This window comes from Metapseudomonas otitidis (assembly GCF_900111835.1).
Taxonomy (GTDB): Bacteria; Pseudomonadota; Gammaproteobacteria; order Pseudomonadales; family Pseudomonadaceae; genus Metapseudomonas; species Metapseudomonas otitidis.
The window spans coordinates 107116-121169 of record NZ_FOJP01000019.1; the positions used below are offsets into that span (position 1 = coordinate 107116).

General features: G+C 68.0%; 14 protein-coding genes. 4 read left to right on the plus strand and 10 right to left on the minus strand.

Annotated elements, in window-relative coordinates:
• Positions 1 to 42: 42 nt before the first annotated feature.
• Positions 43 to 1104: an HD domain-containing phosphohydrolase gene (locus BM198_RS23490; protein WP_074972860.1), complete on the minus strand. Its 1062-nt coding sequence runs from the start codon at positions 1102 to 1104 to the stop codon at positions 43 to 45.
• Between the two features lie 273 nt (positions 1105 to 1377).
• Complete coding sequence (locus BM198_RS23495; RefSeq protein WP_074972862.1) at positions 1378 to 2991, minus strand: methyl-accepting chemotaxis protein; 1614 nt, start codon at positions 2989 to 2991, stop codon at positions 1378 to 1380.
• 317 nt (positions 2992 to 3308) lie between these two features.
• Here BM198_RS23495 and BM198_RS23500 point away from each other — a divergent pair, with 317 nt between their 5' ends.
• The gene (locus BM198_RS23500) at positions 3309 to 3542 is read left to right on the plus strand and encodes a metal-sensing transcriptional repressor (RefSeq protein WP_044402440.1); all 234 of its coding nucleotides are present in this window, start codon (positions 3309 to 3311) and stop codon (positions 3540 to 3542) included.
• Positions 3543 to 3986: 444 nt separating this feature from the next.
• Here the strand turns inward: BM198_RS23500 and BM198_RS23505 are convergent, their stop codons facing one another.
• Genes BM198_RS23505 through BM198_RS23520 form a run of 4 tightly spaced genes read right to left on the minus strand, consistent with a single transcriptional unit; the run spans position 3987 to position 6321 of the window.
• Positions 3987 to 4439: a DoxX family protein gene (locus tag BM198_RS23505; RefSeq protein WP_074972864.1), complete on the minus strand. Its 453-nt coding sequence runs from the start codon at positions 4437 to 4439 to the stop codon at positions 3987 to 3989.
• Positions 4440 to 4451: 12 nt separating this feature from the next.
• Positions 4452 to 5195, minus strand: a complete 744-nt coding sequence (locus BM198_RS23510; RefSeq protein ID WP_074972866.1) for an HvfC/BufC N-terminal domain-containing protein — start codon at positions 5193 to 5195, stop codon at positions 4452 to 4454.
• Positions 5192 to 6025, minus strand: coding sequence for an MNIO family bufferin maturase (gene bufB, locus BM198_RS23515; RefSeq protein ID WP_074972868.1), 834 nt, complete (start codon positions 6023 to 6025; stop codon positions 5192 to 5194). Before bufB ends, BM198_RS23510 begins: the two co-directional genes overlap by 4 nt.
• A 14-nt stretch (positions 6026 to 6039) precedes the next feature.
• The gene (locus tag BM198_RS23520; RefSeq protein ID WP_044402428.1) at positions 6040 to 6321 is read right to left on the minus strand and encodes a BufA1 family periplasmic bufferin-type metallophore; all 282 of its coding nucleotides are present in this window, start codon (positions 6319 to 6321) and stop codon (positions 6040 to 6042) included.
• A 286-nt stretch (positions 6322 to 6607) separates the two neighbouring features.
• Here BM198_RS23520 and BM198_RS23525 point away from each other — a divergent pair, with 286 nt between their 5' ends.
• Together BM198_RS23525 and BM198_RS23530 are read left to right on the plus strand one after the other, a co-directional pair.
• Entirely contained in the window at positions 6608 to 7198 is a 591-nt protein-coding gene (locus BM198_RS23525; protein ID WP_074972870.1) for a sigma-70 family RNA polymerase sigma factor, read from the plus strand.
• A complete protein-coding gene (locus BM198_RS23530; RefSeq protein WP_074972873.1) occupies positions 7185 to 7826 on the plus strand; it encodes a DUF1109 domain-containing protein in 642 nt (213 codons plus the stop codon). Before BM198_RS23525 ends, BM198_RS23530 begins: the two co-directional genes overlap by 14 nt.
• Before the next feature lie 33 nt (positions 7827 to 7859).
• Here the strand turns inward: BM198_RS23530 and BM198_RS23535 are convergent, their stop codons facing one another.
• Positions 7860 to 10061, minus strand: a complete 2202-nt coding sequence (locus BM198_RS23535) for an OsmC domain/YcaO domain-containing protein (RefSeq protein ID WP_074972875.1) — start codon at positions 10059 to 10061, stop codon at positions 7860 to 7862.
• A 378-nt stretch (positions 10062 to 10439) separates the two neighbouring features.
• Here BM198_RS23535 and cobF point away from each other — a divergent pair, with 378 nt between their 5' ends.
• The gene (cobF, locus tag BM198_RS23540; protein WP_044402414.1) at positions 10440 to 11204 is read left to right on the plus strand and encodes a precorrin-6A synthase (deacetylating); all 765 of its coding nucleotides are present in this window, start codon (positions 10440 to 10442) and stop codon (positions 11202 to 11204) included.
• 18 nt (positions 11205 to 11222) lie between these two features.
• Here cobF and BM198_RS23545 read toward each other — a convergent pair whose 3' ends face one another.
• The 3 genes from BM198_RS23545 to BM198_RS23555 all read right to left on the minus strand — a co-directional run bounded on the left by BM198_RS23545 (position 11223) and on the right by BM198_RS23555 (position 14053).
• Entirely contained in the window at positions 11223 to 12407 is a 1185-nt protein-coding gene (locus BM198_RS23545) for a BaiN/RdsA family NAD(P)/FAD-dependent oxidoreductase (RefSeq protein WP_074972877.1), read from the minus strand.
• A 222-nt stretch (positions 12408 to 12629) separates the two neighbouring features.
• Positions 12630 to 13157 carry an inorganic diphosphatase gene (ppa, locus tag BM198_RS23550; RefSeq protein WP_044402408.1) on the minus strand — a complete coding sequence of 176 codons (528 nt, stop codon included), beginning with the start codon at positions 13155 to 13157 and terminating at the stop codon, positions 12630 to 12632.
• Between the two features lie 77 nt (positions 13158 to 13234).
• Complete coding sequence (locus tag BM198_RS23555; RefSeq protein WP_074972879.1) at positions 13235 to 14053, minus strand: M90 family metallopeptidase; 819 nt, start codon at positions 14051 to 14053, stop codon at positions 13235 to 13237.
• Position 14054 lies beyond the last annotated feature (1 nt).

The following is a 14054-nucleotide window of genomic DNA, read 5'->3' on the forward strand; positions in this document are numbered from 1 at the left end:
GCGGAGGAAGGGCTTTTCCGCAGGGCGTAACAATCGCGGCGGTCAGAGGCGGATCTGCTCCTGCTGGCGTTCGGCTTCGATCTGGTCGAAGCAGGCGCGCATGGCTTCCACCAGGCGCGGTTCGAAGTGCCGCCCGGATTGTTCGAGGATGTGGGCCTGGGCACGTTCCAGGTCCCAGGCCTGCTTGTAGGGGCGGGGGGAGCGCAGGGCATCGTAGACGTCGCAGACGGCGACGATCCGTGCCGCCAGGGGGATGTCCTCCCCGGCCAGCCCGCGCGGGTAGCCGCTGCCGTCCCACTTCTCGTGGTGGCCGTAGGCGATCTCGGCGGCCATGTCGATCAGCAGCGTGCCGCGCTCCTCGTGGAGGATGCCGTAGCCGATGTCGGGGTGTTTCATCATGGTCCGGCGCTCTTCGTCGGTGAGGGGGCCGGGTTTGCGCAGGATGTGGTCGGGGATGCCGATCTTGCCCAGGTCGTGCATGGGGGCGGCGAGGCGGATGGTTTCGCACCAGGTTTCCGACATGCCGATCGTGCGGGCCAGCAGGGCGGCGGAGCGGCCGATGCGCAGGATGTGCTCGCCGGTCTCGTCGTCGCGGTAGCTGGCGGCCCGGCTGAGCCCGCGTATGGCGGCGCGGTAGCTTTCGTTCAACTGCTCGGTGCGCTCGCGCACCTCTTGTTCGAGGTGCTCGTTGAGGTGCTGCAGGCACTCGGTGGCCTGTGCCAGGTGCAGGCAGTTGCGGATGCGCAGCAGCAGCTCGGGCAGGTCCAGGGGCTTGGTGACGTAGTCGTTGGCCCCCAGTTCCAGACCACGGCGGCGGTTCTCCGGGTCGTTGAGGGCGGTGAGGATGATCACCGGGGCCCTTGCCCGATCGCGGTTGGCCAGGGCCTCGAGGATGGCGAAGCCATCGGGCTGGGGCATGTCCAGGTCCAGCAGGAGCAGGTCCCAGGATTCGCGCTGCAGCCAGTTCAGCGCCTCCGCGGAGTCGGAAAAGCACACGACGTTGCGCAGCTTGAAGGCCTTCAGGCTGCACTCCAGCAACTTCAGGTTGTGGGCCACATCGTCGACGATGACGACCCGTGCATCGGAGGGGATCTCGGAAAACATCAGGTTGCTCCACGGCCCTTCGAATCGGGGCTTCGCCTGCTGATCATCCCGCCGGCTCGCAGGGCGGTCAGGTAGACCTTGGTCGCGCCCGGGCCAGCGGTACAGAAGGTATAGGCGGAAAATCCACGGCCATCCGGTCACCGTTTCGCTTTGCAGAGGCTGATTAATGGCTCTTTGATGGCATGTTGCGCGTGGTTGCAGTGAAAGGGCGCGCACCCCGGCCGCTGTTGGGCGGGCCGGGGCGTAGGAGGTTTCCGACGAATGGCGCGGTTGCTAGAGGCGGAACGAGGACACCACCCGGTTGAGGTCGACGGCCAGGCGCGACAGGTCCTGGCTGGAGGCGCTGGTCTGCTGGGCGCCGGCGGCGGTCTGGGCGGAGAGGTCGCGGATATTGATCAGGCTGCGGTCCACCTCGCGGGCCACGGCGGCCTGCTCTTCGGCGGCGCTGGCGATCATCACGTTCTGCTCGTTGATGGCGGCGATGGTGCGGGAGATTTCCTGCAGGCTCTGGTTGGCGCGCTCGGCGAGTTGGGCGGTGTCGCGGGCCAGTTCGGTGCTGTCCTGCATGGTCTGCACGGAACTGGTGGCTTCCTGCTGCAGGCGGCCGACCATCTGCTCGATCTCCAGGGTGGATTCCTGGGTGCGCTGGGCCAGCAGGCGCACTTCGTCGGCCACCACGGCGAAACCACGGCCCTGCTCGCCGGCGCGGGCGGCCTCGATGGCGGCGTTGAGGGCCAGCAGGTTGGTCTGCTCGGCGATGGAGCGGATCACGTCCAGCACCTTGCCGACGTTCTGCATCTGCTGCGCGAGGTTTCCGACCCGCTCGGCGCTGGTGTTCACCTCGCCGGCCAGGGCGCTGATGGCATGCACGGTTTCGGTCATCTGCCGGCTGCCCTCTCGTGCGGCGGTGTCGGCCTGGCGCGAGGCGTCGAGGGTGATGGAGGCGTTATGGGCGACGCCATCCACGGCAGCGCTCATCTCGTTGCACGCCGTGGCGGCCTGTTCGATCTCGTGGTTCTGCTGCTGCAGGCCACGGGTGGAGTCCTCGGTCACCGCGTGCAGTTCCTCGGAGGCCGAGGCGAGCTGGGCGGAGGAGTCGATGATATGGCTGATGGTGCGGCGCAGGCTGTCCTGCATGGCGCGCAGGGCTTCCATCAGTTGGGTGGCTTCGTCGCGGCCCTCGATGGGGATCGGCCGGGTCAGGTCGCCGGCGGCCACGGTCTGCGCAACGCCCACCGCCTGGGCCAGCGGGTGCACCACGCTGCGCGAAAGCACCACCGCCAGCACGATGGCCAATCCCAGGGCGCCGCCGAGGATCACCAGCACCAGGAGTTTGGCCTCGTGGTAAGCCGCGCCGCTGGCATCGGCGGCGGTACTCGCCCCCTGCTTGTTGATCTGCACCAGCGCCTGCAGGGCCTCGGTCATCTTCCCGCCGTGCTGGTTAAGCACCCCATTCACCAGCTGCAGGGCCTGGTCCTTCTGCCCGGCGTCGAGCATCTCGAAGATCTTCGTCTGGGTGTCCTGGTAAGCCTGGCGGGCGGCGGCGAAGCGTTCGTAGCTGGCTTTCTCCTCCGAGCTGGAGATCAGCGGGCGGTAGGTCTCTTCCTTGCCGGCCAGCGTGTTGCGTTCGTCCATGACGCGCTGGCGGGTCTGCGGGTTGTAGTCGATGTAGGCCCGCAGGGTGGCGTTGCGCATCTGCATGGCGCTCATGCCCACGTCTTCCAGGGCGATGATGCTGGGCAGCCAGTTGCTCTGGACCTCCTCGGATTTTTCGTCCATGTGCCCCATCTGCCACAGCGAGCCGGCTCCCACCGCCAGCAGCAGGAGGACGAGGGCGGCGAAACCGGCGCCGATCCGGGTGGAAACGCGGTAACTGCGAATGGACATGACTGGACTCCCCGTCGGTGGACTACCGGGCTATCGGCGGTTGCTCTAGACACTTAAGCCGAGGTTTCCGTGTCTGGCGAATCCGAGGGGCGAGCGTGTCCGGGACTGATTCTCATACCCGCCTGGGTATGGGCCGTGGAAGAGGCCGTATTGCGAGGGAGTTGTCCGCCGAATGGCGTGCGCGGGGTGCTGGTTGCCGAGCCTGGGCGGCGCTAACATCGGCCCCACGCCCGCCGCTTCGGTGGCCGTGATACCCCCTCCAGCCCTGATGGACACCCACCGTGAGCCGAAAGCGAGACACCACGCCCCAGGAAGCCATGCTCAACCGCCTCGCCCGTGTCGAGGGGCAGGTCCGTGGCCTGCAGGCGATGATCCGCCGTGGCGAGGAATGCGAAACCATCGCGGTGCAGTTCAGCGCCGCCCGCAAGGCGCTCGACAAGGCCTATCAGGAGATGCTGGCCTGCCTGCTGGAGGAGGCCTTCGCCGAATCCGGCCAGGATGCCGAGGCCACCCTGGCGCGGGTCCGCGCCATTTTCACCAAGTACACCTGACGCCCTTTCAGGCGGCTCTAAAGGCAATGTCCCGATACTGTTTGCGGCGCCAAGCCGTTTATTGAGTTCTGTGGATATCACCTGTTTCGCCTTGCCTGGCGAGTTTCTTTTTTCAGTCGCCAAAAAAGAAACCAAAAAGGCTCGCCCCTGCATACGGCCCGGCTGCGCCGGGTCCCCTCGCTGCATCGTCGCTCCAGGGGCACGCGCTGACGGGCCATCCATGGCCCGACAGCGCTCTCGCGACATCCATGTCGCTCAGCCCCTTACACGACGATTCCGCTCGGCCTCCTGAAGGGGCACTGTCCCCACCCCACCATCCGGTGCTTGGCAACAGCGCAGTGTGCGCTCACAAACTGCTCATCCTCTCCAAGTAGAGAGATGGATTGAGGAGGGAAGAGCCACAACAGCAGCTACAAGAAACGAGGCAGTTTTTAGAGGCGCATATCAACGCAGGCCCAGGCGCCGGTCCAGGGACCAGGCGCCAGCGCCGCGTCCCACCAGCACCAGCAGCAGGGCCGCCCACGACAGGTGGGTGGACCAGGCGTCCGGGTAGACGAACACCTCGATCACCAGGGTCATGCCCAGCAGGGCCAGGGCCGACAGGCGCGTGGCCAGGCCCAGCACCAGCAGCAGCGGGAACAGGTGCTCGGCGTAGGTGGCCAGGTGCGCCGCCAGCTCCGGCGGCAGCAGCGGCAGGGCGTACTCGCTGCGGAACAGCTCGTAGGTGCCGGGGGTGATGCTCAGCAGCCCTTCCACCTTGGTGCGGCCGGAGAGGAAGAAGACCGAGGCGATCCCCACGCGCACCAGCAGATAGAGAAGGGCATCCGGCAGCAGGCGTTGCAGGCCGTCGGCCAGGCGGTTCCAGCGTGACGGTCGGGCGGGGAGGGTGATGGCCATGGGGGCTCCGTTTCAATCGAGGGGGGAGAAGGTGCCGAGGGCCATCAGCCGGCCCAGCAGTTCGGTGAAGTCCAGCGCGGGTTCGCGTACCAGCGCCTGGGCGGCGGCTTCGCCCAGGGGCAGGCCGGCGGCGCAGGCATCGAGGAAGGCGCAAGCGCCGGGGCCCAGCGCCCGGCTGTGTACGCCTTCGGGCGAGGCCACCAGCAGTGCGCCTTCGCCGTGCCACGGCAGGGGGTCGGGCAGCGGCAGGCCTTCACGGCTGCAGTGCCAGAGGGTGTGGATCGGCTGCTCGTCGAACCAGCGCCAGCGCGCGCCGGCCGTGGGGCGCAGGCACAGGGCGTCGAGCGCTGCCGGGTCGTGGCCGGCCAGCCCGGACAGGGTCAGCGCCGGTTCCAGCGGCGCGGTGAACGCCTCCAGCCAGAGCCATTCCAGGCGCGCCACCGGGGCCAGGTAGGGCAGCTCGCGGGTGGCCGGCAGGCCGTCGAGGAAGTCGGCGAAGCCGGCGCCGTAGTGCACCAGGCGCGCGTCCTGCGGGGGATGCTGCTCGGCGAAGTGGGCGGCGGCGGCGCGCATCCAGGCTTCGCCCACCAGGCGCTGGACGGCGGGGAAGTTGTCGCACAGGGCATCCACGCAGCCCTTGATCACGGTGTTGCGGTAGACGGCGAACGCCGGCTGGGCGCTGAGCGCTTCCAGGCCGGGGTGGGGGCGCTGGTAGAGCGCGTCGACGAAGGCGTCCTGGAACTCGGCGAGCTTCATGCCGCCTCCCGCGCACGTTGCAGCTGGGCCTGGGCGCGTGCCCGTTCGGCCAGCAGTTCGGTGAAGGCCGGCAGGTTGTCGTCCCGTTCGATCAGCGTCGGACGCGGGCCGATGCGTTGCACCAGGTGGGCGTGCAGGGCCCATACGGCGTCGTCGATCGGGGCGTCGTGGCTGTCGATCAGCAACGGGCCGTTGGCGTCCTCGCTGTAGCCGGCCAGGTGCAGCTCCACCACGGCTTCGGCGGGGAAGCGGTCCAGGTAGGCGAGCGGGTCGAAGCCGAGGTTGTGGGCGCTGACGTGGACGTTGTTCAGGTCCAGCAGCAGGCCGCAGCCGGTGCGCCGGCTCAGCTCGGCGAGGAAGTCGATCTCGTCGAAGGCGTGGCCGTCCAGGCGCAGGTAGTGGCTGGGGTTTTCCACGGCAATGGGGCGGCCCAGGGCGTCCTGGGTGCGCTGGATGTTGTCGGCGATGCGCGTCAGCGCCTCAAGGGTACGGGGGAAGGGCAGCAGGTCGGGGTGGTACTGGCCGCGCCAGGCGGACCAGGCCAGGTGCTCGGACACCAGCACCGGCCGCACCCGGTCGGCCAGTTCGCGCAGGCGTGCCAGGTGCGCCGGGTCCGGCGGGGCATCGGCTGCCAGGGACAGCGACACCCCGTGCAGCGATAGCGGGTGGCGTTCGGCCACCCGCTCCAGCCAGGCCAGGCGTGGTCCGCCGACCATGTAGTTCTCCGGGTGCACCTCGTACCAGAGCCCCTCGGCCTCGCTGACCAGGGCCTCGGCGAAGTGCGCCGGCTTCAGGCCGAGGCCGGCGCCCAGGCGGTGGGTGACGGACATGGTCGGCGCTCCACTCAGCCCTTGATCGGGGTCAGCGAGCCCATGCCGTGGGGCGTCTTGATCGAGGTGCAGGTGCCGGCGGGAACGTTCTTCCAGGCGTCGCCCTGGTAGTCCTTCTTCGAGCTACCGGCGCAGCTGGTGCCGGCACCGGCCTTGCAGTCGTTCTGGCCGGCCATAGCCACGCCGTAGCATTTCTCCATGGCCCCGGCGGGCTTGGCGCTCATGTCGTCGGCGAAGGCGGCACCGGCGAGGGAGGCCAGGGCGAGGGCGGCGGTGGTGAGGGCGATGGTTTTCATGGAATCTCTCCGAAAGGTGGGATGGCCGCGACGCTGCGTCGCCGGCTCGTGAGAGAGTTCGTCGGCCTTGCGGAAACGGTTACAGGGGTTTCGAAAATTTTTTTGCACGCCTGCCAACACCGCACTGGCTGGGCCCTGGAGCGCCTGCGGGCGTGCGCATGCGCGGGTGTGGAGATTTGCCCAGGCGCCTCCTAACGTATTAAAAACCGCCGCCACGACGGACCCTTGCCTGCCGTTCGTCGCCCCGAGCCACTTTTCCCGACCCCCGGTGTAACCCGACCCGCCCATGTCACGAACTGACCCTCAGGCCACCCTGGACCAGCGCGAAGCCGAGCTTCAGGGCTTGCTGCTGCGCGGCATGGCCGGTGATGCGGCGGCCTACCGGGGCTTTCTCACGGCACTGGGTGGTTACCTGCGGGGCTTTCTCCGCCATCGCCTGGCCAGCCGCCCGACCGATGTGGAGGACCTGCTGCAGGAGGTGCTGCTGGCGGTGCACAACGCCCGCCACACCTACCGCGCCGACCAGCCGCTGACGGCCTGGGTCTACGCCATCGCCCGCTACAAGCTGGCGGACCATTTCCGTGGGTTCGCCCGCCGCGAGGCCCTGCAGGACCCGCTGGAAGACAGCGAGCAGACGCTGCTGGCCGTCGAGGACGGTTCGCCCGCCGAGGCACGGCGGGACCTGGGGCGGCTGCTCGGGCAACTGCCCGACCGGCAGCGGCTGCCCATCGTCCACGTCAAGCTGGACGGCCTGTCGGTGGAGGAGACGGCGCGCCTTACCGGGCAGTCCAGCTCCGCCGTGAAGGTGAACATCCACCGGGGCCTGAAGGCCCTGGCGGCCCTGATTCGAGGAACGCAGAACGATGAAGACCGATGACCTGATCAGCCTCCTGGCTACCGCTGACCCGGGCGTCGACACCGGCGCCCTGGCGCGGCGCATCGGCCTGGCCCTGCTGGGCGGGGCCCTTGGTGCACTGCTGCTGATGGCCAGCCTGTACGGCGTACGCCCGGACCTGGCGCAGGTGGCCGGCACCCTGCTGTTCTGGGCCAAGCTGGCGCTGCCGGGCAGCTTGGCGCTGCTGGCGTTGTGGCTGTGCAGCCGCCTGGCGCGGCCGGGGGTGAAGGGCGGAGTGGCCTGGGGCCTGCTGGCCCTGCCGGTGGTGCTGGTGTGGATCGGTGGTGCCGTGGCGCTGGCCGGCGTGCCCGCCGAGGCCCGGCCCGAGCTGGTGCTGGGCCGCACCTGGCGCACCTGCGCGTTGAACATCGGCCTGCTGGCGGTGCCCACCCTGGCGGCCATCACCTGGGCCCTGCGGGGCCTGGCCCCGGTGCGCCTGGGCCAGGCCGGCGCGGCCGCCGGCCTGCTGGCGGGCGCTACGTCGGCGCTGGCCTACAGCCTGCACTGCCCGGAGATGGGCGTGCCGTTCTGGGGTGTCTGGTACCTGCTGGGCATGCTGCTGCCCACCGTGCTGGGGGCCGTGCTCGGCCCCCGTCTGTTGCGCTGGTAGGGCGCCTTCGGGGAAGAGGCGCCCGCCAGGGGCTCAGCCCCGCGCAGCGGCTGCGCGGGCCCGCGCGGCGTGCAGCTTCTTGTAGCTGTCGATCAGGCGCTGGTGGCGGTCCAGCCCTTCCAGTTTCAGGCTGGTGGGGGTCAGGCCGTGGAAGCGCACGCTGCCGTCCAGGGAGCCCAGCACCGCGTCCATGCGCTCGTTGCCGAACATGCGGCGGAAGTTGGTCTCGTAGTCGGCCATGTCCAGGTCGTCGTCCAGGGTCACTTCCAGCGCCGCGTTCAGGGCCTGGTAGAACAGGCCGCGGTCGACGGTGTTGTCGTTGTACTGGAGGAAGGCTTCCACCAGCTCCTTGGCCTCGTCGAAGCGCTTCAGGGCGAGGTGGATCAGCAGCTTCAGCTCCAGCACGGTCAGCTGCCCCCACACGGTGTTGTCGTCGAACTCGATGCCGATCAGCGTGGTGATGTCGGTGTAGTCGTCGACCTCGGTGTTCTCCAGGTTGCGCAGCAACGATTTCAGCTCGCGGTCGCTCAGGCGGTGCAGGTTGAGGATGTCGGCGCGGAACAGCAGGGCCTTGTTGGTGTTGTCCCAGATCAGGTCCTCCACCGGGTAGATCTCCGAGTAGCCGGGCACGAGGATGCGGCAGGCGTTGGCGCCGAGGTCGTCGTAGACCGCCATGTACACCTCCTTACCCATGTCTTCGAGGATGCCGAACAGGGTGGCGGCCTCCTCGGCGTTGCCGTCCTCGCCCTGGCTGGAGAAGTCCCACTCGACGAATTCGAAGTCGGCCCTGGCGCTGAAGAAGCGCCAGGACACCACGCCGCTGGAGTCGATGAAGTGCTCGACGAAGTTGTTCGGCTCGGTCAGCGCGTGGCTTTCGAAGGTCGGCTGCGGCAGGTCGTTGAGGCCCTCGAAGCTGCGCCCCTGGAGCAGCTCGGTGAGGCTGCGCTCCAGCGCCACTTCGAAGCTCGGGTGGGCGCCGAAGGAGGCGAATACGCCGCCGGTGCGCGGGTTCATCAGGGTTACGCACATCACCGGGAATTCACCGCCCAGGGAGGCGTCCTTCACCAGCACGGGGAAGCCCTGCTCCTCCAGGCCCTGGATGCCGGCGAGGATGCCGGGGTACTTGGCCAGCACGGCCTGGGGCACGTCCGGCAGGGCCAGCTCGCCTTCGAGGATCTCGCGCTTGACCGCCCGCTCGAAGATCTCCGACAGGCACTGCACCTGGGCTTCGGCCAGGGTGTTGCCGGCGCTCATGCCGTTGCTGAGGTAGAGGTTCTCGATCAGGTTGGACGGGAAGTACACCGTCTCGCCGTCGGACTGGCGCACGAAGGGCAGGGAGCAGATGCCGTGCGCGGTGTTGCCGGAGTTGGTGTCGTACAGGTGCGAGCCGCGCAGCTCGCCGTCCGGGTTGTAGATCGCCAGGCAGTGCTCGTCGAGGATCTCGGCCGGCAGGGCGTCCTTCGGGCCGGGCTTGAACCAGCGCTCGTTCGGGTAGTGGACGAAGTCGGCGTTGGCGATGTCCTCGCCCCAGAACTGGTCGTTGTAGAAGAAGTTGCAGTTCAGCCGCTCGATGAACTCGCCCAGGGCCGAGGCCAGGGCGCTTTCCTTGGTCGATCCCTTGCCGTTGGTGAAGCACATCGGCGAGCTGGCGTCGCGGATGTGCAGCGACCAGACGTTGGGCACGATGTTGCGCCAGGAGGCGATCTCGATCTTCATGCCCAGCCCGGCGAGCAGGCCGGAGAGGTTGGCGATGGTCTCTTCCAGCGGCAGGTCCTTGCCGGGGATGCAGGTGCGCTGGCCGCTACTGGTGGGGATCAGCAGGGCCTGGGCATCGGCGTCGAGGTTCTCCACCTCTTCGATGATGAACTCGGGGCCCTGCTGCACCACCTTCTTCACCGTGCAGCGGTCGATGGAGCGGAGGATGCCCAGGCGGTCCTTCTCGGAAATGTCGGCCGGCAGCTCCACCTGGATCTTGAAGATCTGCGCGTAGCGGTTCTCCGGGTCGACGATGTTGTTCTGCGACAGGCGGATGTTGTCGGTGGGGATGTCGCGGGTCTGGCAGTACAGCTTGACGAAGTACGCCGCGCACAGGGCCGAGGAGGCCAGGAAGTAGTCGAACGGCCCCGGCGCCGAGCCGTCGCCCTTGTAGCGGATCGGCTGGTCGGCGATCACCGTGAAGTCGTCGAACTTGGCTTCGAGGCGGAGGTTGTCGAGAAAATTGACCTTGATTTCCATGCAGGGGCACCAGCGTAAGAAAGGGTGGAACGGTGAAGGGGGCGACTCCGGGGGCGCCCGTCGGTCATCCGCATGGCCCTGGCCAGGGCGTGCAGGCAGACACTCGGGGGACGTGACGGGAGCGAGGAGGGCGGGCGCGCCAGGGACCGGTCCGCTGACCGGTAGCCGATGCCGCAGTGGGTTCGCCGGCGGGAAGGATAGGGGAATTGGCCGCCAGTGCCCAGGCGTGGCTGCCCGGTAGACACGCGGCAGGTCGCTGCGGCGACGGCCGGCGCCTGGCGGCGAAGCAGCGGCGATTAATTGGGGCGGTGAAAATCCTTCACTCGTCGGGGCTTTGCCATCAACATGTCGGCCCTGCGAACGCGTGAGGGTCTCTCCATGAAGAAGCTGTTGATCATCGGCATCGGTGCCGGCAACCCCGAATACATCACCATCCAGGCCATCAACGCGCTCAACCAGGCTGACGTCTTCTTCATCCTGGACAAGGGCATCAGCAAGGAAAAACTCATCCACCTGCGCCGGGAAATCTGCGAGCGCTACATCAAGGACCGCGACTACCGCTTCGTCGAGGCGGGCAGCCCGGAGCGCGAACGCGGCGGCGACTACGGCGTGGCGGTCAAGGACCTGAACCTGGCCAAGCAGCAGGTGTTCGAGCGCCTGATCGGCGACCTCGGCGAGGACGAATGCGGGGCCTTCCTGGTCTGGGGCGATCCGGCCCTGTACGACAGCACCATCCGCATCCTCGAGGCCATCCTGCGGGACGGCCGGCATGCCTTCGAGTACGAGGTCATCCCCGGCATCAGCAGCGTCCAGGCGCTGGCCGCGCGCCACAAGGTGCCGCTGAACCGCATCGGCGGAACCATCGAGATCACCACCGGGCGGCGCCTGGCCGAGGGCTTCCCGGCGCATGCCGACAGCGTGGTGGTGATGCTCGACGCCGAGGACACCTACCGGCGTCTGAACGCGCCGGACCTCGACATCTACTGGGGGGCCTACGTCGGCACGCCGGACGAGATACTGGTAGCCGGCAAGCTCAAGGACGTGGCCGAGGACATCGCCCGCGTGCGCCAGGCGGCGCGTGAGGCCAACGGCTGGATCATGGACACCTACCTGCTGCGGCGCGGGGGCGAAGGCGACGCGTGACGCCCCGCTCGCGCGGCCCTACACGTACTGCGCGGCGGCGTAGCCGGAGGCCCAGGCCCACTGGAAGTTGAAGCCGCCCAGGTGGCCGCTGACGTCCAGCACCTCGCCGACGAAGTAGAGCCCGGGGGACTTCAGCGACTCCAGGGTCTTGGATGACACCTCGCGGGTGTCCACCCCACCGAGGGTGACCTCCGCCGTGCGGTAACCCTCGGTGCCTGCCGGCACCAGTTGCCAGTTGCCCAGGCGCTCGGCGATGGCCTTCAGTTCGCCAGGGCTGTACTGCTTCATCGGTTTGGAAGTGAACCACTGCTCGGCCAGCAGCCCGGCCATCTTCTTGGTGAACAGCTCGGCCAGCAGCGTCTTCAACTCGCTGTTGGGCCGCTCGCGCTGCTGCTCGGCCAGCCAGGTCGGCAGGTCGAGGGCGGGCAGCAGGTCGATGCTGACGACATCGCCGGGCTGCCAGTAGGAGGAGATCTGCAGGATCGCCGGCCCGCTGAGCCCGCGGTGGGTGAAGAGGATGTTCTCGACGAAGCTCTGCCCGTTGCAGCTGACCCGGCAGTCTTCCACCGAGGTGCCGGACAGGGCCTCGCACAGGGCCTTCAACTGCGGATCGGTGACGGTGAACGGCACCAGCCCGGCGCGGGTGGGCAGCACCGTATGGCCGAACTGGCGGGCCACCTGGTAACCGAAGCCGGTGGCGCCCAGGGTGGGGATGGACAGCCCGCCGGTGGCGATGACCAGGGATTCGCACTGGGCGGGGCCCTGGCTGGTCTCCAGGCGATAGCCCCCTTCGTGGCGGCTGATCGCGCTGACCGAGGTGTTCAGACGCAGGTCCACGCCCGCCTGCTCGCACTCTTCCAGCAGCAGGCCGAGGATGTCGCTGGACTTGTGGTCGCAGAACAGCTGGCCGAGCTTTTTCTCGTGGTAGGGCACGCCGTGCTTGGCCACCAGGGCGATGAAGTCCCATTGGGTGAAGCGTGCCAGGGCGGACTTGCAGAAGTGCGGGTTGTGGGAGAGGAAGTTCGCCGGCTCGCAATACAGGTTGGTGAAATTGCAGCGGCCGCCCCCGGACATGAGGATCTTCTTCCCGGCCTTGTTGGCGTGGTCCAGCAGCAGTACGCGGCGTCCGCGCGCGGCGGCGCTCATGGCGCACATCAGCCCGGCGGCACCGGCGCCAATGATGATGACCTGGGGGGATAGCACGGTGAGGACCTCGTGAGCGTGGCGTCTGGCGGCGGAAAGCGGCGCATCTTACCCGATCCATGCGGGGGGCCGCGTCCGGGCCGTCCGGTGGGCGTTTGGGGCGTCGGTGCTCCCTAAGGCTGCCGAGTGACCCCATCGCGCTGATGGGCCGGGCAGCGCAGTCCCGGAATGCGGGCAATAAAAAAGCCGGCTTGTGGCCGGCTTTCCTTGAGAGGTCGGGGCTTACTTCTGGTAAGCCGCAACCGCTTTAGTGATTTCTGCGCGGGCGGCGTCGGCGTTGCCCCAGCCTTCCACCTTCACCCACTTGCCTTTCTCGAGGTCCTTGTAGTTCTCGAAGAAGTGCTTGATCTGCTCCAGCAGCAGGGCCGGCAGGTCGGTGTATTCCTTCACGTCCACGTACAGCTGGGACAGCTTGTCGTGGGGAACGGCGAGCAGCTTGGCGTCGCCGCCGGCTTCGTCGGTCATGTGCAGGACGCCGACCGGACGGGCGCGGATGACCGAGCCCGGTGCGACCGGGTAGGGGGTCACGACCAGCACGTCCAGCGGGTCGCCGTCGTCAGCCAGGGTGTTGGGGATGTAGCCGTAGTTGGCCGGGTAGAACATCGGGGTGGCCATGAAGCGGTCGACGAACAGGCAATCGCTGTCCTTGTCGATTTCGTATTTGATCGGCGCATGGTTGGCCGGGATTTCGATCGCGACGTAGATGTCGTTCGGCAGGTCTTTGCCAGCCGGGATCTTGCTGTAGCTCATGGTCGACTCCCTGGAATGGGCCAAAAAAAGTGGGCGGATTATATGCACATTCAGGGGGCGTTGCTACGCCGCCGTGCTCATCCGTTGGTCGTGTCCCGGTAGGCCGGATCCTCGGCCTGGAGGCGGGCCAGTCGGGCGCCCGGGTCTTGCCGGTAGAACAGCCGCAATTGCGCGTAGACCCCGGGGTAGGCGGCCTGCAGCAGGTCGGGGGCGGTGAAGAAGTATTCGCTGGTGACGGCGAAGAACTCCGCCGGGTCTTCGGCGGCGTAGGGGTCGATGGGCAGCTCGGCGTTCTCGTCTTCGTCCAGGCGGGCGTTGAGTTCGTCGTAGACGCTCTGCATCGCCTCGGCCCAGTCCGACTGGCGCATGTCGCGGTGCAGCGGCGGCAGGCCGTTGGCGTCGCCGTTGAGCATGTCCAGCTTGTGGGCCAGTTCGTGGATCACCAGGTTGTAGCCTTCCCAGCCGCCGCTGGCCTGGATGCCCGGCCAGGCCAGGACCACCGGCCCCTGGTGCCAGGCTTCACCGCTGCGCTCGTCGTCCCATTCGTGGACCACGCCGGCGCTGTCGCGGTGGCGCTGGGGGCTGACGAAGTCGTCGGGGTAGATCACCAGCTCGTGGAAGCCCTGGTACCAGCCCAGTTCCTCCAGGTGCAGCAGCGGCAGCTGGGCCTGGGCTGCCAGCAGCAGGCGCTCGCGGGCGTCGAGCTGCAAGTCGCCCAGCAGGCTCAGGTGCTTCTCGGCGAGGAACAGCACGCTGCGTTCCCGCAGCCGGGCGTCTTCCTCCGCGTCCAGGCCATCGAGGATCGGCAGCGCCTGGCGCACCTCGGCCCAGAGGGCGTCGTCCACCGGGTGGCGGGCCAGGATGCGGCGGCGCCGCCAGTCGCGGAAGAAGCCCATG